The organism is Nocardia stercoris (genome assembly GCF_003696265.1).
GTDB lineage: Bacteria > Actinomycetota > Actinomycetes > Mycobacteriales > Mycobacteriaceae > Nocardia > Nocardia stercoris.
On sequence record NZ_RFFH01000011.1, the window covers coordinates 184,182 to 207,657 of the forward strand.

Genomic DNA, 23,476 nt, shown 5'->3' on the forward strand with positions numbered 1-23,476 from the left:
GTGACGGAAACCGCAGCTCAGGACGGTTTATCAGGGGGCACTCAGGGAACTTTCCCACTGTCGGGTCCGTTGATCGGAGTGAGACACCACCGACAGGAGGCAAGTCATGACAAGCCCCGCCACTTCCTACGTGCGCGCCGACTATTCCGACCTCGACGCCCAGAGCCCCGCCGCCGACCTGGTACGCGTGTACCTCAATGGTATCGGCAAAACGGCGCTGCTGACGGCCGCAGACGAGGTGGAACTGGCCAAGCGCATCGAGGCGGGCCTCTACGCGCAGTACTTGCTGGAGACGGGTAAGCGGCTCTCCCCGGCCCGCAAGCGTGACCTGGCCATCCTGGTCCGCGACGGTCAGGCGGCCCGGCAGCACCTGCTCGAGGCGAACCTGCGCCTGGTGGTGTCGCTGGCCAAGCGGTACACCGGTCGTGGCATGCCGCTGCTGGACCTGATCCAGGAGGGCAACCTCGGCCTGATCCGCGCCATGGAGAAGTTCGACTACACCAAGGGCTTCAAGTTCTCCACCTACGCCACCTGGTGGATCCGGCAGGCCATCACCCGCGGTATGGCCGACCAGAGCCGCACGATCCGGCTGCCCGTGCACCTGGTGGAACAGGTCAACAAGCTGGCCCGGATCAAGCGCGAGCTGCACCAGCAGCTGGGCCGCGAGGCCTCCGACCAGGAACTCGCCGACGAGTCGGGCATCCCGGTGGAGAAGATCGCCGACCTGCTCGACCACAGCCGCGACCCGGTCAGCCTGGACATGCCGGTCGGCAGCGACGAGGAAGCCCCGCTGGGCGACTTCATCGAGGACTCCGAGGCCACCTCGGCCGAGAGCGCGGTCCTGGCCGGCTTCATGGTCCGCGACGTGCGCATGGTGCTCGCCACCCTCGACGAGCGCGAACAGCAGGTCATCCGCCTGCGCTTCGGCCTCGACGACGGCCAGCCGCGCACCCTGGACCAGATCGGCAAGCTGTTCGGCCTGTCCCGCGAGCGGGTCCGCCAGATCGAGCGCGAGGTCATGTCCAAGCTCCGCAAGGGTGAGCGCGCCGACCGTCTGCGCGCCTACGCCAGCTGATCCCCACCTGCCGGCCCCCCATCCCGGCAGGTGCCTCATCGTGGCCGCAGGGTTGGCGGCCACCCGCAGCGTCGACCAGCGCGCCCGTCCCGCCCTTCGGCCGGTGCGTGCGGGTCGGCGCTGCACTTGTTCGCGTCCGGGCACCGGCGCTCGCGCGCGGGCACAATGGAACTCATGATGATCGCAGAGTGGAACGGCCGGGAGATCGCCCGCAGTGCCGGCACCGTCGTCGTCGAGGGCAACCACTACTTCCCGCCCGCAGCGGTGGACGCGCAGTTCCTCACCCCCTCCGATTCGCACACCAAGTGCTACTGGAAGGGCGAGGCCAGCTACTACACGCTCGCCGTCGACGGCGCGACCAACCCCGACGCGGCCTGGTACTACCCCGAACCCTTCGACGCGGCCGCGAACATCAAGGACTACATCGCGTTCTGGAAGGGCGTCGAGGTCCGCGAGGTCTGAGCTAACCCGAATTGCGGAGCGCGGTCGCCAATCCGTTCATGGTCAACAGGATTCCGCGTTCCACGAGTTCGCTGGTGTCGCCGGCGCGGCGGCGGCGCAGCAGATCCACCTGGAGTTGGTTGAGCGGTTCCAGGTAGGGGAAGCGGTTGCGGATGGATTCGGCCAGCGACGGGTTGTCGGCCAGCAGCTGGTCGTTGCCGGTGACCGCGGCGTGTACGGCTGCGGTGCGGTCGAATTCGGCGCGGATCATGCCGAAGATGGTGTCGCGCAAGGTTTCGTCGGTGACCAGGTCGGCGTACACGGCAGCGATGTCCAGGTCGGCCTTGGCCATCACCTGGGCCAGGTTCGACATCACCGTGCGGAAGAACGGCCAGCGGCGGTGCAGGTCGACCAGGGTGGCCAGGCGGTCGGGGTCACCGCCCACCCACTGCTCGATCGCGCTGCCGACGCCGTACCAGCCGGGCAGCATGACCCGGGATTGACTCCACGCCATGACCCACGGGATCGCGCGCAGGTCGGTCACCGAATTCGAGGGTTTGCGGGAGGCGGGCCGGCTGCCCAGGTTCAGGTCCGCGACCTCCGCGACCGGGGTGGATTCGCGGAAATAGGTGACGAATCCAGGAGTTTCGTGGACGAGCTTCGCGTACGCGACGCGGGCCAGCTCGGCCAGTTCGTCGAAGACGGCGTACGCGGGGTCGGCGTCGGCACCCAGGCCCTCCACGTCCAGCAGCGTCGATTCCAGGGTCCCGGCCACCAGCGATTCCAGATTGCGGTGCGCGGTACCGGAATCCGCGTACTTGGTGGAGATCACCTCGCCCTGTTCGGTGAGCCGTAGCGAGCCGCGGACCGCGCCGGCCGGCTGGGCCAGGATGGCGTCGTAGCTGCGGCCGCCGCCGCGGCCGACCGTGCCACCGCGACCGTGGAAGAGCCGCAACCGGATTCCGGTCTTGCGGGCGGCCTCCACCAGATCGAGTTCGGCCCGGTACAGCGCCCAGTTGGCGGCCAGGTAACCGCCGTCCTTGTTCGAGTCCGAATAGCCGAGCATGACCTCCTGCGCGTCGCCGCGCGCCCGCACCAGCGCCCGGTACGCCGGTACCGCGAGCGCCGCCGTGAGCGTCTGCGCGCCCTGACGCAGGTCGTCGATCGTCTCGAACAGCGGCACCACCCCGACCGGGCTGCTGGGCGGCGTGTGCGCGTCGCCGGGGTCGAGGATCCCGGCCTCCTGGAGCAGCAGCGCCGCTTCCAGCAGGTCGCTGACCGAGGTGCACATGCTGATGATGTAGTTCGGCACGGTGTCGGGTCCGAGGTCGTCGAGTGCGGACTTGGCGGACCGCAGCACGCCGAGCTCGCGTTCGGCCACCTCGCTGAGCACCGCGGTCGGCCCCAGCAGCGGGCGTCGCACGGTCAGCTCGTGGGATAGCAACTCGACCCGCTCGGCCTCGGCGAGGCTCGCGTAATCCGGGTGCACTCCAGCCCAGGCCAGCAGCTCGGCCACCACTTGTTCGTGGACCTCGGAGTTCTGCCGCTGGTCCAGGCCCTGCAGGTGGAAGCCGAAGGTCTCGATGGCGCCGCGCAGCGCGGCGAGCCGATCGTCGGCGAGCAGACCGTCCCCGGAGGCGCGCAGCGACTCGTCGATACTGTCGAGGTCGGCCAGGAATTCCGCCGGGCCGGCGTAGGGCCGGGCACGGTCGGCGGCCCGGTACTCCCACGGCCCGGCCGCATGCCGCGGGTCGCTGCCCGGCCCGCCACCGGCACCGGGATCGACTCCCTCACTGGGTATCTCGCCGAGTGCCCGCAGCGAGGTGGCGCTCAGGCGGGCGCGGATCCCGCGGATCGCACGCCGATACGGCTCGTCCGCGCGCTGCGGTGACTCGTCGAATCCGGCATCGGCCAGGGCCGCGACCGCCGGTGTGACCGGCACCAGGCGCGCCGACTGGGACAGGGTCCGTTCCAGCCCGGCCAGTTCGCGCAGGTAGTGGCCGAACGCGGTGGCGCCCGCCCGGCGGGTCGCCCGCTCGACGACCTCCCCGGTGACGTTCGGATTACCGTCGCGGTCGCCGCCGATCCAGGAGCCCGGCCGCAGGATCGGCCGCGGCAGCAGGTCACGGTCGGGCCACCGATCACGCAGTGCCGCACGCACTTCCGCGTTGATCCGGGGGATCACCTCCAGCAGGGTCAGCTCGTAGTAGCGCAGGCCCACCTCGATCTCGTCCTGGATTCGCAAGCGCGCCAACCGGATCAGCGCCGTCCGCCACAAGGTGAGCACCTGTCGGCGGATCTCCCGGTCCAGGACCGCGCGTTCGGGTTCGTGCGGGCGGTAGCGCTGCCGGCGTCGCATCAGATCGGTGATGGCCGACTGCACGTCGAAGACGGTGCGCCGCCGGGTCTCGGTCGGGTGGGCGGTGATCACCGGCGACACCAGCGCGTCGGTCAGCAGGTCGGCCACCACGGCGCCGTCGGGGCGTGCCTTGTCGAGTTCGAGGAAGGTGGCCGCCAGGCTGGACGGCTGCGGCGGTTCCCCGGCCTCGATGTGCACCGCCTGGCGCCGGTCGCGCTGCAGGTCCTCGGCCAGGTTGGCCAGCAGCAGGAAGTGGTTGAACGCCCGGATGAGCGGGATCGCCACCCGCACGTCGATCCCGCGCAGCATGTCGGCGACCGCGTCGCGACCCACCTCCGACCGGCGGACCTTGAAGGCCTCGAGCCGGACCCGCTCCACGAGGTCGAACACCTCGGGGCCGTCGTGGTCGCGGATGGTCTCGCCAAGGATCCCCCCGAGGTACCGAATATCGTCGCGTAGCGGTGCTGTCGCAGCTTCGATCCGATCGTCGCGCATGCCTCAGTATCGACCCGGCGGGCCCGTCCGGCCCGGCAGGCGACTGTGACTTTCGTCAGGCGAGCCGCCGCGGCCCGTTGTCGAAGCGGCTCGGCACCGGCCCGATGCGCACTCGGGCGTACAGGATCGCCGCTCCCGCAGCCGAAGCGAGCACCGGCTCGAGGGCCAGTCCGCGGATCTCGGGCAGGTCGTCGCACAGGGCCGAGACACGCCGGGCGAGTTCGGCCAGCGCCGCCTTGTCGACCGGTTCCCCGATCCGGTGCCCCCGCACGACCGCCTGCCCGTCGAGCAGCGGGGCCGCGCGCGGCGCGTCGATCAACTCGACCGATTCAGCCACGGTCAGCGGCAGCGCCCGGTACACGCGGTCACCGAGCAGATCGATGATCGTGCCCGACAGGCCGAAACTGATCACCGAGCCGAACGACGGATCGTCCTGCACCCGCAGCACACAGCCCACGCCCGGGGTGGCCATGCGCTGGATGTGGACGACCGGGTCACCGGAGATCTGGGCCAGGTCGGTGTAGGCGCGGCGCACCGCGTCGGGCTGCCACAGTTCGAGCCGGACACCGGTGAGATCGGATCGGCTCTGCCACATCTCGCCGGTGGCCTTGGCCGCCACCGGATAGCCGAGTTCCGTGGCCGCCGCGACCGCCGCGTCGCCGTCGCGGACCTCGCGGAAATCCACCACGTCGATTCCGTAGCAGCGCAACAGTTCCACGGCCTCCAGATCGCCCAGGCGGCCGCCGTCCGGCCGCGCGGACATCCACTCCCCCACCAGTGTCCGGGCCCGCTCCGGATCGATACCGGCCGGCCGGATCACCGGCGACGCGGGCCGGGTACGCCACATCGCGTACCGGCGCACCCTCGCCAGCGCCCGGGCGGCCCGTTCCGGATCCGGATAGGACGGCAGCGAACCGCGCACCAGCATGCCGCCCGGTCCGCGGGTGGCGAGCATCGGCGGCATGCCGTGCTCGGCGAGGAAGGAGGTCAGGACCGGCTTGTCCGCCGACGCCGCGCCCGAGCGGACGGCGTGCGCGACCTCGGCCACCGAACCGGGAACCGGTGGGAAGAACACGACGATGAGCGCGTCGGTCGCCGGATCGGCCAGCGCCGCGCGCACCGCGTTGAGGTAGTCACCCGGACCGGCCTGTGGGCCGAGGTTCACCGGGTCCCCGACCTCGAGTCCTTCGCTGCGGGCCGCGTCGGCGGCCAGCCAGCCCAGCGCGGCACTGTTGCCGATCACGGTGAGTCGCGGGCCCGCCGGCAGTGGCTGGTAGGCCAGCAGCATGGCGGCGTCGAACAGCTCGGTGATCGTGTCCACCTGCACGATTCCGGCCTGGGCGAACAGGTCTCGCTCCAGCAGCCGTTCCAGCGCCAGTTCGGTGACCGAGGCCGTGGGCGGGCGGCCCGGTCCGCGCCCGCCGCGCACCGCCACGATCGGCTTGCTCCGTGCGACCCGGCGCGCGATCCGGGAGAACTTGCGCGGGTTACCGAAATGCTCCAGATACAGCAGTACGACATCGGTTCCGGGATCGGTGTCCCAGTACTGCAGCACGTCGTTGCCGGACACGTCGGCACGGTTGCCGGCGGAGACGAAGGTGGACAGCCCCAGGTTCCGCGCGGCCGCCTCGCCCAGGATCGCCGCGCCCAATGTGCCGGACTGGCAGAAGAATCCGATCCGGCCGCGGGCAGGCAGCACCGGGGCCAGCGTCGCGTTCAGCGATACGGCGGGATCGGTGTTGGCGATGCCGAGCGCGCTGGGTCCGACCACCCGCATCCCGTGCCCGCGGGCGGCGTCCACGAGTTCGCGCTCGGCGGCGAAACCCGCCGGCCCGATCTCGGAGAAGCCGGCGGTCAGCACGACGAGCCCCTTCACACCCTTGGCCATGCAGTCGTCGAGCACCGCCGGAATCTGTTGCGCCGGAACGGCGACGACCGCCAGATCCACCTCGTCGGGGACCGCGCGCACGGTCGGATAGGCCCGCACGCCCTGCACCGACCGGCGATGCGGGTTGACCGGGAAGATCGGCCCCTCGAACTGCTGCGACAGCAGGTTCGCCAGCACGACACCACCGACCCGGCTGGTCGAGGGCGTGGCACCGATCACCGCGATCGAGCGCGGCGCCAACAGGTTTCCCACGCTGCGCGCCTCCGACGCCAGCTCCCGCGCGTCGCGCACCGACAGCAGCGCCTCGCTGGGGTCGATATCGAATTCCAGGTGCAGCACCAGCCCGTCCCGGTTCGATCCCACGTGATAGCCCGCGTCGCGGAACACGGTGGCCATCACCCGGTTCTCGGCCAGCACCTCGGCCACGAAGGTGGCGATGTCGTTCTCGGCGGCGGCACCGGCCAGGTGTTCCAGCAGGATCGAGCCCAGACCGCGGCCCTGATGTTCGTCGGCCACCACGAAGGCCACCTCGGCGGCCCGCGGGCCGGGCCGGTCGTGCACGAGTTCGTAGCGCCCGACCGCGAGGATCTGGTCGCCGAGCACGACCGCCAGCCCGACCCGGTCGCGATAGTCCAGATGCGTGGTGCGGTAGAGGTCCTTGGGCGTCATCCGCGGATACGGGCCGAAGTAGCGCAGATACCGGGTGCGGTCGGAGAGCGCGCCGTGGAAGCGTTGGAGCTCTTCGGCATCCGCCGGCGTCACCGGACGCACGCGCACCACGCCGCCGTCGGCGGCCAGCACGTCGGCGTACCAGTGCTGGGGCGGGGCCGGCGGCCGGGCCGGGGTGTCCGGAGTATCGGGTAGCAGTGCGCCGGAAGGGGTTTCACCGGCGGCGGTGGAATCAGTCACGAGGGTCCTCCGGGTCCAGCCCGAGCAGTGGATAGGTGGCGCGGCGGGTGGCCAGCACCGCGGAGTCGAGCGCATGACGGGACCGGTCGGCATGGGCGTCACCGGTGTCGGGCGCTCCCCCGGGACCGTCCCAGCGGTCGAACGATATGTCGGCACCGTCGCCCATGTGGGTGGGCGGGGTGACCCGGGGCGCGGCGGCCCGGACCAGCTCCTGCCACTGCGCGGGTACCGGGGTGGCCGGATCGATGTCGCGGTCCAGGGCCAGCGCCAGCAGGTGGGTCCAGGCCCGCGGCACCACCCGGATCAGGCCGTATCCCCCGCCGCCCACGGCCAGCCAGCGTCCTTCGGCGTAGGTGTCGGCGAGCTCGCGCATCGCGGCGAACGCCGCGCGCTGCCCGTCCACCGACAGGGCGAGTTCGGCCAGCGGATCCTCCCGATGGGTGTCGACCCCGCACTGGCTGACCACGATCTGCGGGCGGAACGCCGCCACCGCACCCGGCACTACCGCATGGAACCCTCTCTGCCACAACGGGTCCCGGGTTCCGGGCAGGACACCCAGGTTGATCGAGGTGCCCTCACCGGCACCGGATCCGATCTCGGCCGCCCAGCCGGTGTTGGGCCACAATGTCGACGGGTGCTGATGGATCGACACCGTCAGCACCCTCGGGTCGCCGTAGAACGCGTGCTGCACACCGTCACCGTGGTGCACGTCGACGTCGAGGTAGGCGATCCGGTCGAATCCGTTGTCGAGCAACCACGAGATCGCGACGGCGACATCGTTGTACACGCAGAAGCCGGAGGCCGAGGCCGGCATCGCGTGATGCAGGCCACCGGCGATCGCGACCGCCCGGCGGGTGCGGCCGGTGGCGATGGCCCGGGCCGCGGCCAGGGTGCTGCCGACGATCGCCGAGGAGGCCTCGTGCATATGGGGAAAGACCGGATTGTCCTCGGTCCCCAACCCGTACGGCGCGCTCACCGGCAGATCGGCGTCCGGCGGCGCGGGAACCGCCGCCCGTACGGCCTCGACGTAGGCGGGGGTGTGGATGCGCAGCAGTTCCGGAACGCCGGCGGGATCCGGATCCAGTGTCTCTATGCCCTCGAGCACACCGAGACTGCCGGCCAGCGCCATGGTGTACCGCAGACGCGCGGGCTGCATCGGATGCCAGGGCGTCCACTTGTAGTCCATCAGCCGGTCGGTCCACACCACCGTGGTGTCTCCGGTTGCTCTGGGGGCCATAGCTGCCACGGTAGTGTGCTCCCGGCCCGGGCCGTCGGTCCCGCCGTGGCGACCGCCGGTCGTCTCGGCCCGCCCGCGCCGATTCCTGCGCTGTGGCGCCGGGCGACCTGGACGGACAGGCCCTAGGCTTGCGTCGGCCGACCAGTCGGCACTGGGTAGAATTCGTGCCGACGTTAGGGGTGACAGGTGAAGGATCTGGTGGATACCACGGAGATGTATCTCCGTACGATCTACGACCTCGAGGAAGAGGGTGTGGTGCCGCTGCGGGCGCGCATCGCCGAACGCCTCGAGCAGAGCGGTCCTACGGTGAGCCAGACCGTCGCCCGCATGGAGCGCGACGGACTGCTGCTGGTGGCGGGCGACCGCCACCTCGAGCTCACCGACAAGGGCCGCGCGATGGCGGTCGCGGTGATGCGCAAACACCGCTTGGCGGAACGACTGCTGGTCGACGTCATCGGACTCGACTGGCAGAACGTGCATGCCGAGGCGTGCCGCTGGGAACACGTGATGAGCGAGGAGGTCGAGCGCCGGCTGGTCGAGGTGCTCAACAATCCGACCACGTCTCCTTACGGCAACCCCATCCCCGGTCTCGACGAACTCGGCGTGATTCCGCGCGACGATGCGACGGAGAAGCTGGTGCGGCTGTCGGATCTGCCGGCCGGGCAGGCGTCCGCCGTGGTGATCCGCCGGCTGTCCGAGCACATCCAGACCGATCCCGAGATCATCTCCCAGCTGCGTGAGGCCGGTGTGGTTCCCGACGCCCGCGTCACCGTGGAGGGGCGTTCCGGCGGAGTGGTGATTTCCGTGCCGGGGCACGAGGGCTTCGAACTGTCCGACGAGATGGCGCATGCCGTCCAGGCGAAACTGGTCTGATACATGAAACTTCTGGTCACGGGCGGCGCCGGTTACGTCGGCGGCACCTGCGCGGCGGTACTGCTGGAGGACGGCCACGAGGTGGTCGTCGTGGACGACCTGTCGACCGGGAACGCCGATGGCGTGCCGGCCGGGGCCACCTTCTACGAGGGTGATATCGCCACCACCGGTGTCAAGCTGATCGAGACCGAATCCTTCGACGCCGTCCTGCATTTCGCGGCCCAGTCGCTGGTCGGCGAGTCGGTGCAGCTGCCGGAGAAGTACTGGCACGGCAACGTCGTCAAGACCTTCGAGCTGCTCGAGGCGATCCGCCGTTCGGGCACACCGCGATTGGTGTTCTCCTCCACGGCCGCGGTGTACGGCGAGCCCGAGCAGGTGCCGATCACCGAGGATTCCCCGACCCGTCCGACCAACCCGTACGGCGCCTCCAAGCTCGCCATCGACCACGCCATCACCTCCTACGCGGTCGCGCACGGCCTGGCGGCCACGAGCCTGCGGTACTTCAACGTCGCGGGCGCCTACGGCGGTCTCGGTGAGAACCGCGTGGTGGAAACGCATCTCATCCCGCTGGTCCTGCAGACAGCGCTGGGGCACCGCGAGTCGATCTCGGTGTTCGGCACCGACTACCCGACCGCCGACGGCACCGCGGTGCGCGACTACATCCACATCCGCGACCTGGCCCAGGCTCATCTGCTGGCACTGGCGACTTCCCGCCCCGGCGAGCACCGGATCGTGAACCTCGGCAGCGGAACCGGCTTCTCGGTCCGCGAGGTGATCGAGGCGTGCCGGCGGGTGACCGGGCTGCCGATCCCGTCGGTGGATGTGCCACGCCGCGCCGGTGACCCGGCGGTGCTGATCGCGTCGAGTGCTCGCGCGATCGACGAACTCGGCTGGGCGCCCGCGCACAACGACCTCGACGAGATCGTCACCGACGCCTGGAACTTCCTGCGGGAGTTGGGCCCCCGCGCGCACAGCGCACGGTAGCCACGCGGCCGGGTTCATCGCGGTCCGCCGTCGACGGCGAGATCGACGCCGAGTTCGGCCGCCTTGGCGCGGCCGCTCTCGGCCAGAGTGCCGATCGTCTCTGGACGCATGCCGTACTGCAGTGCCTCGCTGAGCAGGGCCGCCATCGCGTGCCTGGGGTCGGCGTCCAGCGCCGCCGTCAGGGCCACCCCGGCGAGCGGTCCGTCACCCCGGGCGTAGGCGCTGTACCCGAAGAGCGCGGCGGCCTCGGCGCGGTCGGGACCGGACAGGCCTGGGCTCATCCGAGCCCACAGCAGCTCCGCGGCCCGGGCGCGCGGACTCGCGGCCAGCCCGAACATCGCATCCCGGACGATCGGATCCCGTAGTGCCACAGCGATTTCCGCGGTAGCCGCGGGATCCAGGCGGTCGGTGGCCGCGAACCGGTCGACCTGCGCCAGCACCCGCGCCAGCAGTTCACGCCGATAACCGGGCACGTCCCGGCGCCGCAGGGCACGCCGGAACGCCTGATCCCGGTCGCGCACCGCCCGCGGAAGCAGCTCGGCGACCGCGGCCGCGAACTCGCGGTCGACGCGGACGCTCGACTCCAGTTCGGCGCGCGACGCGTGGATCGGCCGGCCGTCCAGCACGGTGGCGAGGGCGATCGGCGATCCGGACGGATCCGATTGCCGCCCGGAACGATCCGGTTCCGCCAGCCCCCACCACGCGGCATCGGCGGCGATCTCGCGGACCGCCCAGGCGTCGGCGACCGCCACCCGCGCGGCACTCAATTCCGTTCGCAGTACCTGCAGTAGCTCCCGGTGCCGGCGTCGCAGCGCCACGGGCCGGGTGGGACTGCGCGAGGCCAGCCGGTCGTCGACCACCAGGATCAGCACCGCCACCGCGCGTTCCTGGACGCAGATGGCGGCCAGCCGGGTGGCCAGCCGCAGCCGGTGGCTGCCGTCGGGCATGGTCAGGTCGTGGCGGGCCACCGCGCCGAGCATCAGCGAATCGGGCTGATCCGCGATCGGTTGCAGCAGGCACACCACGATCGAACGACGAGGCATGAAGCCCAGCACGGCCGGCACGGCGGCGATGAACTCGCCGGGCGCGTCGATACACAGCGCGGGCGGTTGCCAGCTGCCCGCCGGCGCACGGGGCGGGGTAGCGGGCGCGGAAGCCGGTGCGGGACCACCCGATTCGGGTCTCGGCGGGGACGATGGTGCCGGGCGCTGGGCGCGGCCGATCCGGTGGCCGGGTTCGGTGGGAGTCGTCATGGCTCCCACGATGCGCGCCGGCCGCCGGACCGCCGCGACGCCGACCTGGGCGAACGGCCGCCCTGTGGACAACGCGAGCACCTGTGCGCACCTGCCCGGAAACGGCCGGGCGACACCGTTTCCTGTCGGTGGTGTCTGCTAGGCGGTGGGCTAACCGGCGCGAACCCGATCCACGGCGGCGGTGAACACCTGGTCCAGCGCGGTCGTATCGGCGGGCGCGTCACCGAAGATCAACGACGCCACCGTGATCCGTACGTCGTCGATCTGGGCGATCAGCGCGGTGGTCGACTGGGTCAGCCCGGGGCCACCGACTGCCCCGGCGACCGTGCGATGCAGGGCCAGCGTGTCGTCCGCGTCGGCCGGTGGGGGTGGAAGCAGTTCCGTCGTCACGGTTTTCGTGATCGAGCCGCCGAGTGTCCGGACCACCGTGCAACGTTCCAGCTGGTCACGCAGGGTCGCCAGTGGTTCGGTGTCGCGGGTCAATTCGACGGTGATCGAGGTGCGGGTGGTGTCGTCGGAGCCGACCTCGGCGGCCGGGTCGTCGGTTCCCGGCGGCGGCACCGGCGGCGCGCAGTCCGCCGGGTCGGTCGCGCTACCGGCCGGAATGCCGGCCAGGTCGGTACCCGCCTGTCGGGCCCGGTCTGGCGGCAACGTGAGCACCGCGTACCCGTTCGGAAACTGCTCCGGACCGGGCAGCAGGGTCGATAGCGGCGCCGCGATGTGCCGATCGAGCCGCTGCGGGCCGCCGGTCGTGGCCGGGCCCGGGTGGCCGGACACGGTCGACCCGCACGCGGCGAGCAGAGAGCCCAGCACCGCGTACCCGAGCATTGGACGCAGGATGCGGGCGCATCGAAGGTCCGGGACATCCGGCACGATCACGGGGACCACTATGCCCAGTTCGCGGCGGTGCTCCCGCACGCCACGCCGGGGGCGTGGTGCGGGTATGCGCTGGTCGGGCGAATCCGGGTGACCGGGCCACCGGGAATGCCCGACGCGCAGCCGCTGTTGCACCGGAGAGCGTCACGCCCCGACCGGGGTGCGTGTGAGCCGGTGAGCGACAATGGAGAAACGGTCCGTCGTGTACCGGCACGGCGGCAACGACGTACGCCGATCGGACGGCGCCCGTGGCGGCAACCGCAGACGACGGTGGCGAACAACGGCGCGGCCGCACGAAAGGACCGGGAAGGAGTACGCGATGGACAACGAATCGCGCATGTACGAGCTGGAGTTCCCCGCTCCCCAGCTGTCCTCCGCGGACGGCGCCGGCCCCGTGCTCATCCACGGCCTCGAGGGTTTCACCGACGCGGGTCACGCCGTGCGCCTGGCGACCACACATCTGCGCGAGAGCCTGGAAACCGAACTGGTCGCGTCCTTCGACGTCGACGAACTGCTGGACTACCGCTCGCGGCGCCCGCTGATGACCTTCAAGTCGGATCACTTCTCCGACTACACCGAGCCCGAGCTGAACCTGTGGGCCGTGAAGGACACCGCCGGTACGCCGTTCCTGCTGCTCTCGGGCCTGGAACCCGATCTGCGCTGGGAGCGCTTCGTCACCGCGGTGCGGCTGCTCGCCGAGCAGCTCGGCGTGCGCCGCACCATCGGGCTGAGCGCGATCCCGATGGCCATTCCGCACACCCGCCCGCTCGGCCTGACCGCACACGGCAGCGACCCGGAACTCATCGGCGACCACCAGCGCTGGCCCGGCGAACTGCAGATTCCGGGCAGCGCCTCGGCACTGCTGGAATACCGTATGGCACAGCACAATCACGAGTCCGTCGGCTTCTCCGTGCATGTGCCGCACTACCTCGCGCAGACCGCCTATCCCGAGGCCGCGCAGACCCTGCTGGAGAACGTCGCCGAGAACGCCGGCCTGGAACTGTCGCTGGCCGCCCTCGGCGAGGCCGCCGCGCGGGTCCGCGAGCAGGTCGACGAGCACATCTCGGGAAACGCCGAGGTCGAGACGGTGGTGCAGGCCCTCGAGCGGCAGTACGACAACTTCGTCACCGCGCAGGAACGTCAGTCGAGCCTGCTCGCCGGTGACGGTGAGCTGCCCACCGGCGAGGAGTTGGGCGCCGAGTTCGAGCGTTTCCTGGCCGGACTCGACGGGACCGACGACCCCGCGTCCTGATCGGCGCGCCGCGCAGATCGGTTGCCCCGCACCCGGACTCGGGTCGCGGGGCACCGCTGATTCGGGGCAACCCGCCTGTCACCTGTAGAGTCGGACCACGTGCAGCTGTCCGAACTCGTGCCTGATCAGGTCGTCCACGATGTGGACGCCGACTGGCTGTTCGAGACGTTCGCCGAATGGGCCGGCGAGCAGGGGCTGACGCTGTATCCGGCGCAGGAGGAAGCGCTGCTGGAGCTCATGACCGGCGGCAACGTGATCCTGGCCACTCCGACCGGTTCGGGTAAGTCCATGGTGGCGCTGGGCGCGCACTTCGCCGCCCTCAACCGGGGTCAGCGCAGCTATTACACGGCACCGATCAAGGCGCTGGTGAGCGAGAAGTTCTTCGCGCTGTGCGAGATCTTCGGGGCCGACCGGGTCGGCATGGTGACCGGTGACGCGGCGGTGAACCCGAACGCGCCGATCATCTGCGCGACCGCGGAGATCCTGGCCAATCTGGCGCTGCGCGAGGGCGCGGCGGCGAACGTCGGCCAGGTGGTGATGGACGAATTCCATTACTACGCCGACCCCGATCGCGGTTGGGCCTGGCAGGTGCCGCTGATCGAGCTGCCGAACGCGCAATTCCTGCTGATGTCGGCCACTTTGGGTGAGGTCGACTTCTTCGCCCGCGACCTGGAACGCCGCACCGGCCGCGGCACCGCGGTGGTCGCCGGCACCGAACGCCCGGTGCCGCTGATGTTCTCCTACGCGCGCACCCCGATCACCGAGACGCTCGAGGACCTGGTGACCACCAGCCAGGCGCCGGTGTACGTGGTGCACTTCACCCAGGCCGCCGCCCTCGAGCGCGCGCAGGCGCTGACCAGCGTCAACTTCGCCTCGAAGGCCGAGAAAGACGCCATCGCGGAGGCCCTGGGCGGCTTCCGGTTCACCACCGGATTCGGTAAGACCCTGTCCCGCCTGCTCCGGCACGGGATCGGCGTGCACCACGCCGGCATGCTGCCGAAGTACCGCCGGCTGGTGGAGAAGCTGGCTCAGGACGGGCTGCTCAAGGTGGTGTGCGGCACCGACACGCTCGGGGTCGGGATCAATGTGCCGATCCGCACCGTGCTGTTGACCGGGTTGACCAAGTTCGACGGAGTGCGGACCCGCCGGTTGAAGGCGCGCGAATTCCATCAGATCGCGGGCCGCGCGGGCCGCGCCGGCTACGACACCATGGGCACGGTGGTCGTGCAGGCGCCCGAGCACGAGGTGGAGAACGCTCGTCTGCTGGCCAAGGCCGGCGACGACCCGAAGAAGCTGCGCAAGGTCGTGAAGCGCAAGCCGCCGGAGGGTTTCGTGTCGTGGTCGGAGGAGACCTTCGACCGGCTGGTCGCGGCGCCGCCGGAACCGATGGTGTCCCGCTTCCGGGTCACCAATTCGATGCTGTTGAACGTGATTTCGCGCAAGGGCAACTGCTTCACCGCGATGCGCCACCTGCTCGAGGACAATCACGAGCCGCGGCCCGCGCAGCGCAGGCACATCCTGGCCGCGATCCGGCTGTACCGCGCGCTGCGCGAATCCGGTGTGGTCCAGCAACTCGACACGCCCGACGAATTCGGCCGCCACGCCCGGCTCACGGTGGACCTGCAGCGCGACTTCGCGCTCGATCAGCCCCTGTCGCCGTTCGCGCTGGCCGCGCTGGAGCTACTTGACACCTCGGCACCGACCTACACACTGGATATCGTGTCCCTCATCGAATCCACGCTGGAAGACCCGCGTCAGCTGCTGCTCGCCCAGCAGCATCGCGCGCGCGGCGCCGCGGTGGCCGAGATGAAGGCCGACGGAATCGAATACGACGAGCGCATGGAGCTGCTCGAGGAGATCACCTGGCCCAAGCCGCTGGCCGAGCTGATCGAGCCCGCGTTCGAGACCTACCGGGCCGGCCATCCGTGGGTGTCGGAGTTCGCGCCGGCCCCGAAGTCGGTGGTACGCGAGATGGTCGAGCGCGCTTTGACTTTCGCCGAACTGGTGTCGCTCTACGATCTGGCGCGCTCCGAGGGCGTGGTGCTGCGTTATCTGGCCGACGCCTATCGTGCACTGCGCCGGACGGTTCCGGAGGCCGCGCGCACCGAGGAACTCGACGACCTGACCGAGTGGCTCGGTGAGCTGGTACGCCAGGTCGACTCCAGCCTGCTCGACGAGTGGGAGCAGTTGACCAACCCCGGTGCGGAGTCCGATACCGAGCAGGTGGCGTTCGGCGCGGAGACGATCCGGCCGATCACCGCGAACGAGCGGTCGTTCCGGGTGCTGGTCCGCAATGCCATGTTCCGCCGAGTCGAACTGGCCGCGACGCGGCGCTGGGCAGCGCTCGACGAACTGGGCGACGAGCTGGACTGGGAAGCCGAGCTGGCGGCCTATTTCGCCGAGTACGGCACTATCGGTACCGGTCCCGACGCTCGCGGACCGCAGCTCTTCCAGGTCACGACCCGTCCCGGGTTCTGGCAGGTGCGTCAGGTGCTGGCCGATCCGGCCGGTGATCACGGCTGGTCGGTGGACGCGGTGGTCGATCTTTCCGAGTCCGATGCCGCCGGTGAGGTGGTCTTCGACGACATCGCGGTGACCGCGGGATGACGGCCCAATACTGTCCGCCGGTGGACGCATGCGTCCACCATCGAAAACCCGGTGTCCCAGCGTCTGCGTGATCTACGCGACGTTCACCCCGTCGATTCGTTTTCTGTGGTTCTGCGCTGCTAGCCTGGCTTGCTGTCTGGTGCGCTCAGCCGCACGGAAGAAAGAGAGTCCCCTTAGATTGCCTGGTTCACACGCGCCCGAGTCGCCTTGTCTCGTGATCGACCTCCAGCGCGTGCGCGACAACTTCCGCGCACTGCGCTCCGCCTTACCCACGGCTCGAATTCGTTTCGCAGTCAAGGCTTCTCCGCAGCCGGAGATCATCCGGCTCCTCGCAGACGAGGGCGCGGAGTTCGATGTCGCCTCCATCGGCGAGATCGAGCAGTGCCTGGGACTGGGAGTGGATCCGGCCGTCCTCTGCTACGGCAATCCGATCAAGAAGGCGACACATATCGCGGCGGCTTATGCCGCCGGTGTCCGCCGCTATGCGTTCGACACCGAAAGCGATCTCGAACGAATTGCTGAATTCGCGCCGAATTCGGAAGTGGAATGCCGATTCCTGGCGTCCGCTCCGCAGTCGCAGACGCCGTTCGGTACCAAGTTCGGTTGCGCGCCCGGCGAGGCCGTGCACCTGCTGGTGCGCGCCCGCGATCTGGGCCTGCGAGTGGTCGGTCCCTACTTCCATGTCGGCTCGCAGCAACTGGATCCCGCGGCCTGGCGGATCGGCATCGAACAGGCCGGTGCCATCGCCGAAGCGCTCGCGGTCAAGGACATTTCGGTCACGGCGGTGAACATCGGTGGTGGTCTGCCGATCTCCTACGCCGATCCGGCTCCCGGAACGACCGAACTGGGTGAGGTGATCGCCGCGGCGATGGCCGAATCCCTCCCGGAGCACACCGAACTCATCGTGGAGCCCGGCCGCGCCCTGGTGGGTAATGCCGGTGTCGTCCACGCGGAGGTAGTCTCTGTGCGCAAGGCGCCGGACGGGCGGCGCTGGGTCTATCTCGACATCGGCCGTTACAACGGAATGGCCGAGACCGAGAACGAGTACATCGCTTACCGGTTCGAGACCGGGCGCGACGGCGATCCGCTCGAGGAAGCGGTGGTCGCCGGTCCGACTTGCGACGGCGACGATGTGCTCTATCAACGTACGCGTGTTCTCCTGCCGACCACGCTGCAAGCCGGTGATCCGATTCGGATCCTCGATACCGGCGCTTACACGGCGAGCTATTCGTCGGTGTCCTTCAACGGTTTTCCGCCCTTGGCCGTCACGGTCATCGGCGCTGAGCGAGAGTGAGTTTGCCCATGACGGCAGAATTCACCGGCTGGCACGTGCTGGCCGAGTTCGGTGGTGTCGACGCTGCCCTCTGCGACGATATCGAGCGACTCGAAGCCGCGCTTCGAAAATCGTTGATCGCCGCGGGCGTGACGATCTGCGATATGACGCGCAAGAAGTTCGAGCCGCAGGGTGCGACGCTGCTCGCGCTGCTCTCGGAATCGCACGCTTCGATCCACACCTACCCGGAATCCGGTGACATCTTCATCGATGTTTTCACCTGCGGCACCATCGGTGCGGGCGCCACGAAGGCGGTCGAACTGCTGCAGCAGGAGCTGTCGCCGAAGTCGGTGCACATGGAGGTGCTGCAGCGCGGCCACGGCGCCCGGCGCATCCACGAGCCGGTGGGCGAGGGCCTGACCCGGGTCTGGGACGTGCAGGACGTGATCGTCGAGACCGACACCCCGTTCCAGCACATGGTGATCGCGCGGACCGAGCAGGGCATCTCGCTGTTCTCCGACAACGACCGCCAGTCCACCGAGTTCAGCCAGCTGACCTACCACGAGGCGATGCTGGTGCCGGCCTACGCGCTGGCCGCGAAGCTGGACAACGTGCTGATCATCGGTTCCGGTGAGGGTGTGGCGAGCCAGATGTCGGTGGCCGCCGGCGCGTCCCGCGTCGACCACGTCGACATCGACCAGCTCGAGGTCGAGCTGTGCGCCAAGCACCTGCCCTACGGCTACTCCGAGGCCGAGCTGGCCGCGGCGGTCGCGGGCGACGGCCCGATCAAGGTCCACTACGCCGACGGCTGGGACTTCCTGGCCGAGGCCGAGGCCGAGGGCGTGCGCTACGACGTCGTCGTCATCGACCTGCCGGACGAGCGGGTCGAGGACGCGCAGCACAACCGTCTGTACGAGGAGGACTTCCTCAACCGATGTAAGGCGCTGCTGGCGCCCGGCGGCGTGCTGGCGGCGCAGGCGGGCTGTCCGACCATGTGGCGCAACGAAACCCTGAAGCGGTCCTTCGCCCGCTTCGACGACCTGTTCGGCACGGTCGTCCCCTACGGCTCCGACGAGCACGAGTGGACCTTCCTGTTCGGTGTCACCGAGCAGATCGCCGACCCGGTCGCGGTCATGACCGCCAAGCTGGGCACGCTGCCCTACACGGCGGAGACGGTCGACGAGCGGGCGCTGGTCCGGGGCGCGATCGAGCCGCACGGCCTGCGCGCGCTGGCCAAGATCGGCTGACACTCAGGCGGATACACGAACGCCCGCCCGGTATTCCGGGCGGGCGTTCGTGTTTCGCCTCAGCCGAAGCTCGGCGGCCGGATCGGCGCGTGCTGCTGCATCTGCCGGAAGAGCTTCTTGTCGTGCGAGTTGATGATCGTGATCTGATTGCCGTGGTCGCGGCGCAGGTCGCGCAGCCGACGCTGGTTCTCCTGGAACTGAGGCAGATCGACCGCGGTGGCCAGCTGATACGCGCGCATGTGCAGCGGCACCGAGCCGCCCTCGGGATGGATCTCACCGTCGAAGTTGAACGCGCCGCCGGCGTGCAGCAGCCAGCCGTACCCGGTGTCGACGGCGACGCCCACGTGCCCGCGGGTGTGCCCGGTCAGCGGCACGACCAGGATCTCCGGCGGCAGGCCCTCGAGTTCGCGGACCGCCCGGAAACCGAACCACTCGGCACCGCCGGTGTCCTCGTTGACCATCCAGCGCGGTCCGTGCGCCCATTGCCGGGCCCGGTAGCGGATCTTCTCGTTCATGGTGCGGCGCGCGGTGACCGCGAGGAATTCGGGGCTGTGCACGTGCACGAGCGCGCGCGGGAAGTCGGCGAGACCGCCGGCGTGGTCGAGGTCGAGGTGGGTGAGGATGATGTGGCCGACATCTGCCGGGTCGTAGCCCAGCGCTTGGATCTGGCGGATCGCGGTCTCGTGCTCGACCAGCTTCGCGCCGAACGCGAATCGCATCGGTCCCACCATCGCGCCCGGATCGCGCACGCAGTCCAGCCCGAACCCGGTGTCCACCAGCACCAGGGTGTCGCGGGTTTCGATCAGCAGACAGTGATCGACGACTCCGGCCGACATGGTGCCGCAGTTGAGATGATGAATCCGCACGTGGAAAAGCCTGTCAGAAGCCCCGGCGGCGGGTCAATCGCACGGCCCGATCAGGCCGTGACCCCGGGCCGGTGGGCGCGCACGATCTGCGCCAGCTCCTCGAAGTCCCCCGCGCGCGTGCTGGACGCGCGGAAGGCCAGACCGAGGGTGCGGCCGGGTGCGGGGTCGGCGAAGCGGGCCAGATCGAGCCGGCCGCGGCCGGTCTCGGCGGCCACCGCCATCTCCGGCAGCAGCGAGACGCCCAGCCCGCCGGCCACGCACTGCACGACGGTCGGCAGCGACGCGGCTCGGGTGTCGCCGACGGTGCCGGGCCGGATGCCTTCGGAGCGGCACAGTTCGAGTGTCTGGTCGCGCAGGCAGTGTCCCTCGTCGAGCAGCAGCAGCGGCAGGTCGTCGAGGGCGTCCACCGATACGTCGGTGCGCCAGGCCAGTTCGTGACCGTGCGGCAGCACCAGCACGAACTGTTCGTTGTAGAGCGGGATCTCGACCAGTCCGGGGACCTCGGTGGGCAGGGCCAGCAGCGCGACGTCGAGCACTCCGGTGCGCAGGCCGTCGAGCAGCCGCGCGGTCTGGTCCTCGATGATGTGCGGCACCAGCCCGGCCATGCGCAGGCGCAGCTCCGGTAGCAGGCTGGGCAGCACGTAGGGCGCCACGGTGGGAATGATGCCCAGCCGCAGGGTGCTGCCGACGCCGCCCGCCGCGGCGGCCACGAACCGGTCGGCCGCGTCGAGGGTCGCGATCGCCTGCGGCAGCAGCCGTTCACCGTCCGGGGTGACCATGACGCGCCGGGTGCTGCGCTCGATGAGCTGCAGTCCCAGTCCGTTTTCCAATGATGCGAGGGACTGGGATAACGTGGGCTGGCTCACAGCGAGCCGGGCGGCCGCGGTGCCGAAGTGCCGGTATTCGGCGATCGCCACGAACGCACGCAGCTGCGACAGGGTTGGCTGATAAGTCTGATCAGTCACGCCTATCAGTCTAGTGCGAGTGATCACCTTTACCTTTTAACCGGGTCCGTGCAAGATCGTGTCCGGAAGCCCCAGCCAGGTACCCACCATGCGAACAGAGCACAAGGAGACAGCAATGGCACTGCTGACCATCGGCGATCAGTTCCCCGCCTACAACCTCACCGCGGTCATCGGCGGCGACCTCTCGCAGGTGAACGCGCAGCGCCCCGACGACTACTTCACCCAGGTGTCGAGCGACGACAACGCGGGCAAGTGGCGGATCGTGTTCTTCTGGCCCAAGGACTTCACCTTCGTCTGCCCGACCGAGATCGCCGCGTTCGGCAAGCTGAACGACGAGTTCGCCGACCGCGACGCGCAGGTGCTGGGCGTGTCGGTCGACAACGAGTTCGTGCACTTCCAGTGGCGCGCACAGCACGAGGACCTCAAGACCCTCCCCTTCCCGATGCTGTCGGACCTCAAGCGTGAGCTGTCCGCCGCGACCGGTGTGCTGAACGCCGACGGTGTCGCCGACCGCGCCACCTTCATCGTCGACCCGAACAACGAGATCCAGTTCGTCTCCGTGACCGCCGGTTCCGTCGGCCGCAACGTCGACGAGGTGCTGCGCGTGCTGGACGCGCTGCAGTCCGACGAGCTGTGTGCCTGCAACTGGAAGAAGGGCGACCCGACCATCAAGGCCGGCGAGCTCATGTCGGCGTCGGTCTAGTTCGAAGCCCGCAATTCGTTAGGAGTGCCCTGCCATGTCCATCGATAACCTGAAGAACTCGCTGCCCGAGTACGCCAAGGACCTCAAGCTCAACCTGTCGTCGGTCGCGCGTTCCACGGTGCTCTCGGAGCAGCAGCTGTGGGGCACCCTGCTGGCGTCGGCCGCGGCGACCCGCTCGGCCACCACGCTGCGCGAGATCGCCGAGGAGGCGGCCGACATCCTGTCCGCCGAGGCGTACTCGGCGGCGCTGGGCGCGGCCTCCATCATGGGCATGAACAACGTGTTCTACCGGGGCAAGGCGTTCCTGGAGGGCCGCTACGACGACCTGCGCGCCGGTTTGCGCATGCAGATCATCGGCACCCCGGGCGTCGAGAAGGCCGATTTCGAACTGTGGTCCTTCGCGGTCTCCTCGATCAACGGCTGCCAGCACTGCCTGGAGGCCCACGAGCACACGCTGCGTGAGGAGGGCGCCTCCCGCGAGGTGATCTTCGAGGCGCTGCGCGTGGCGGCGATCGTGGCCGGTGTCGGCCAGGCGGTGGCGTCCACCGAGGCGCTCGCCGCCGCGAACGTCTGATTCGTCACGCTCGAATGCCGCGTACCCGCCGGGTACGCGGCATTCGGCCGTTTCTGGCGCGAGTGCGCAGAGACGCTGGTCACAGGCATGAAACCTGTTGCGGGGGTGCCCGTCCGGTATCGTCGAACACCGTGGACGCTGTCGACACAGATCGCCGCCGCATCGACGTGGTTCGAGTCTTCACCGACCCGTCGGGCCGATTCGGCAACCCGCTCGGAATCGTCCGGGCCGCCCAGCTCGGCGACCGCGACCCGCAGGAACTTGCCGCGACCCTCGGCTACAGCGAGACCGTGGTGGTCGGCGAGCCGGCCGACGGCACTGCCGAACTCCGCATCTTCACCCCGATGGTGGAACTGCCGTTCGCCGGGCATCCGACGATCGGGACCGCGTGGTGGCTGGCCGACCACGGCACCGCGGTCGAGACCCTGCTCGTGACGGCGGGCAAGGTCCAGGTCAGCCGGGCCGACGGGATGACCTGGGTGCGCGCCCGGCCCGACTGGGCGCCCGAGTTCACCTTTCACGAACTGGGCGACGCCGACGACGTCGTCGCGGCCGATCCGGCCCACTACCCGGCGGGTCAGCACTATGTCTGGGCGTGGGTGGATCAGGAGCGCGGCGCGATCCGGTCCCGCATGTTCGCCCCCGGGCTGGGTGTCGCCGAGGACGAGGCCACCGGCGCGGCGGCGGTCGCGCTGACCGCCCGCCTGCGACGCAGCCTGCGGATCGTGCAGGGCCAGGGCTCGCAGCTGTTCACCTCCTGGGACTCCGACGGCTGGGTCGATCTGGGCGGCCGGGTGGCCGCCGCCGACCCGGTGCAGGCCTGAACCGCTCAGCCGATCGCCGCCGCGACCAGCATGTAGGCGGTACCGAGGTCCATCACCATGTGCGGAATCACCGGGCCGCCGCCGGCGGGCCCGTGCGGCACCAGCCGCCGCCGTAGCTCGCCGGAGGCCGGCACGGCCATGAGCACCGCGTCCGCGGCGAAAACCGCTGCCAGCGTGACCAATACGGACGGCGGCGCTCCCGGCGTATGCCCCATGGCGTGACCGGCGTGCGTTCCCGACACGGCCAGTAGCATGGCCGCCGCGGCGGCCAGGTGGTACCCGATCGCCGTTACCCGGTGGACGTCACCGTTTCCGTTGTGCCGGTGCATGATTCGCGTGGTCAGCAGGACTCCGTACACCACCGTCATGGCGGTCAGCACCCCACGCAGGGCCGCGGGGTCGGCCCGCAGCGGGAACATCAGCATCGCCGCCATCACCAGGCACATCAGCAGATGCGCCGCGTCCGAATGCCGGTCCACGACCGGAACCGCCCGGCCCGCAGCACATTCCGGTCCTGCTCGCGCAACCCGGCGGATCACCGTGGCCGCGGTGACCACGAATCCCGCCAGCATCCCCCAGCGCAGCAGTTCGTACTGCAGGACGAATGTCTCCACACCCCACCACCTCCCACGAGGCATGCCGGACATTCTCATGCTCGCACCCGAAGCCGTCCCGCCACAGCCGGTTTCCGGTAAGTGACGATCGGGAACGCCACAGGTGCAACCGGGTTCCGTCATCTATGTGTGCCTAGATAATTTGATCAAGCTTGCGCTCG

General features: G+C 69.8%; 19 protein-coding genes. 11 read left to right on the top strand and 8 right to left on the bottom strand.

Annotation, left to right across the window (positions count from 1 at the left end):
• Positions 1-106: 106 nt before the first annotated feature.
• Together EBN03_RS23400 and EBN03_RS23405 are read left to right on the top strand one after the other, a co-directional pair.
• Complete coding sequence (locus tag EBN03_RS23400; protein WP_122190239.1) at positions 107-1,075, top strand: sigma-70 family RNA polymerase sigma factor; 969 nt, start codon at positions 107-109, stop codon at positions 1,073-1,075.
• A gap of 174 nt (positions 1,076-1,249) precedes the next feature.
• Entirely contained in the window at positions 1,250-1,537 is a 288-nt protein-coding gene (locus EBN03_RS23405; protein WP_199742933.1) for a DUF427 domain-containing protein, read from the top strand.
• Position 1,538: 1 nt separating this feature from the next.
• Here the strand turns inward: EBN03_RS23405 and ppc are convergent, their stop codons facing one another.
• Genes ppc through EBN03_RS23420 form a run of 3 tightly spaced genes read right to left on the bottom strand, consistent with a single transcriptional unit; the run spans position 1,539 to position 8,404 of the window.
• Entirely contained in the window at positions 1,539-4,370 is a 2,832-nt protein-coding gene (gene ppc / locus EBN03_RS23410; RefSeq protein ID WP_122190240.1) for a phosphoenolpyruvate carboxylase, read from the bottom strand.
• 55 nt (positions 4,371-4,425) lie between these two features.
• Positions 4,426-7,167: a bifunctional acetate--CoA ligase family protein/GNAT family N-acetyltransferase gene (locus EBN03_RS23415; protein ID WP_407671219.1), complete on the bottom strand. Its 2,742-nt coding sequence runs from the start codon at positions 7,165-7,167 to the stop codon at positions 4,426-4,428.
• On the bottom strand, positions 7,160-8,404 hold the full coding sequence (locus EBN03_RS23420; protein WP_122190242.1) for an acetoin utilization protein AcuC: 1,245 nt from the start codon (positions 8,402-8,404) through the stop codon (positions 7,160-7,162). Before EBN03_RS23420 ends, EBN03_RS23415 begins: the two co-directional genes overlap by 8 nt.
• A gap of 186 nt (positions 8,405-8,590) precedes the next feature.
• On the opposite strand from EBN03_RS23420, the gene EBN03_RS23425 reads away from it, so the two are divergent.
• A complete protein-coding gene (locus EBN03_RS23425) occupies positions 8,591-9,277 on the top strand; it encodes a metal-dependent transcriptional regulator (RefSeq protein ID WP_122190243.1) in 687 nt (228 codons plus the stop codon).
• Between the two features lie 3 nt (positions 9,278-9,280).
• Positions 9,281-10,261: a UDP-glucose 4-epimerase GalE gene (gene galE, locus EBN03_RS23430; protein ID WP_122190244.1), complete on the top strand. Its 981-nt coding sequence runs from the start codon at positions 9,281-9,283 to the stop codon at positions 10,259-10,261.
• Between the two features lie 14 nt (positions 10,262-10,275).
• Here the strand turns inward: galE and EBN03_RS23435 are convergent, their stop codons facing one another.
• A complete protein-coding gene (locus EBN03_RS23435) occupies positions 10,276-11,586 on the bottom strand; it encodes a DUF4192 domain-containing protein (protein WP_147471682.1) in 1,311 nt (436 codons plus the stop codon).
• A gap of 78 nt (positions 11,587-11,664) precedes the next feature.
• On the bottom strand, positions 11,665-12,342 hold the full coding sequence (locus EBN03_RS23440) for a DUF5642 family protein (protein WP_122190246.1): 678 nt from the start codon (positions 12,340-12,342) through the stop codon (positions 11,665-11,667).
• 367 nt (positions 12,343-12,709) lie between these two features.
• Here EBN03_RS23440 and EBN03_RS23445 point away from each other — a divergent pair, with 367 nt between their 5' ends.
• From EBN03_RS23445 to speD, 4 genes are all read left to right on the top strand, one after another.
• Complete coding sequence (locus EBN03_RS23445) at positions 12,710-13,642, top strand: proteasome assembly chaperone family protein (RefSeq protein ID WP_122190247.1); 933 nt, start codon at positions 12,710-12,712, stop codon at positions 13,640-13,642.
• 99 nt (positions 13,643-13,741) lie between these two features.
• Entirely contained in the window at positions 13,742-16,249 is a 2,508-nt protein-coding gene (locus EBN03_RS23450; RefSeq protein WP_122190248.1) for a DEAD/DEAH box helicase, read from the top strand.
• A 232-nt stretch (positions 16,250-16,481) separates the two neighbouring features.
• Positions 16,482-17,543: a type III PLP-dependent enzyme gene (locus EBN03_RS23455; RefSeq protein ID WP_122190301.1), complete on the top strand. Its 1,062-nt coding sequence runs from the start codon at positions 16,482-16,484 to the stop codon at positions 17,541-17,543.
• 8 nt (positions 17,544-17,551) lie between these two features.
• Positions 17,552-18,769: an adenosylmethionine decarboxylase gene (speD, locus tag EBN03_RS23460; protein WP_122190249.1), complete on the top strand. Its 1,218-nt coding sequence runs from the start codon at positions 17,552-17,554 to the stop codon at positions 18,767-18,769.
• Between the two features lie 59 nt (positions 18,770-18,828).
• Here the strand turns inward: speD and EBN03_RS23465 are convergent, their stop codons facing one another.
• Together EBN03_RS23465 and EBN03_RS23470 are read right to left on the bottom strand one after the other, a co-directional pair.
• A complete protein-coding gene (locus tag EBN03_RS23465) occupies positions 18,829-19,635 on the bottom strand; it encodes an MBL fold metallo-hydrolase (RefSeq protein WP_122190250.1) in 807 nt (268 codons plus the stop codon).
• A gap of 50 nt (positions 19,636-19,685) precedes the next feature.
• Positions 19,686-20,600 (bottom strand): hydrogen peroxide-inducible genes activator, encoded by a 915-nt coding sequence (locus EBN03_RS23470; RefSeq protein WP_122190251.1) that lies wholly within the window; start codon positions 20,598-20,600, stop codon positions 19,686-19,688.
• 115 nt (positions 20,601-20,715) lie between these two features.
• Between EBN03_RS23470 and EBN03_RS23475 the strand changes: the two genes are divergently transcribed.
• The 3 genes from EBN03_RS23475 to EBN03_RS23485 all read left to right on the top strand — a co-directional run bounded on the left by EBN03_RS23475 (position 20,716) and on the right by EBN03_RS23485 (position 22,701).
• Positions 20,716-21,303: a peroxiredoxin gene (locus EBN03_RS23475; protein ID WP_122190252.1), complete on the top strand. Its 588-nt coding sequence runs from the start codon at positions 20,716-20,718 to the stop codon at positions 21,301-21,303.
• Positions 21,304-21,337: 34 nt separating this feature from the next.
• Positions 21,338-21,877: a carboxymuconolactone decarboxylase family protein gene (locus EBN03_RS23480; RefSeq protein WP_122190253.1), complete on the top strand. Its 540-nt coding sequence runs from the start codon at positions 21,338-21,340 to the stop codon at positions 21,875-21,877.
• Between the two features lie 131 nt (positions 21,878-22,008).
• The gene (locus EBN03_RS23485) at positions 22,009-22,701 is read left to right on the top strand and encodes a PhzF family phenazine biosynthesis protein (protein ID WP_233608569.1); all 693 of its coding nucleotides are present in this window, start codon (positions 22,009-22,011) and stop codon (positions 22,699-22,701) included.
• A 5-nt stretch (positions 22,702-22,706) separates the two neighbouring features.
• On the opposite strand, the gene EBN03_RS23490 is transcribed toward EBN03_RS23485, so the two are convergent.
• A complete protein-coding gene (locus EBN03_RS23490; RefSeq protein ID WP_158675722.1) occupies positions 22,707-23,315 on the bottom strand; it encodes a DUF5134 domain-containing protein in 609 nt (202 codons plus the stop codon).
• Positions 23,316-23,476 lie beyond the last annotated feature (161 nt).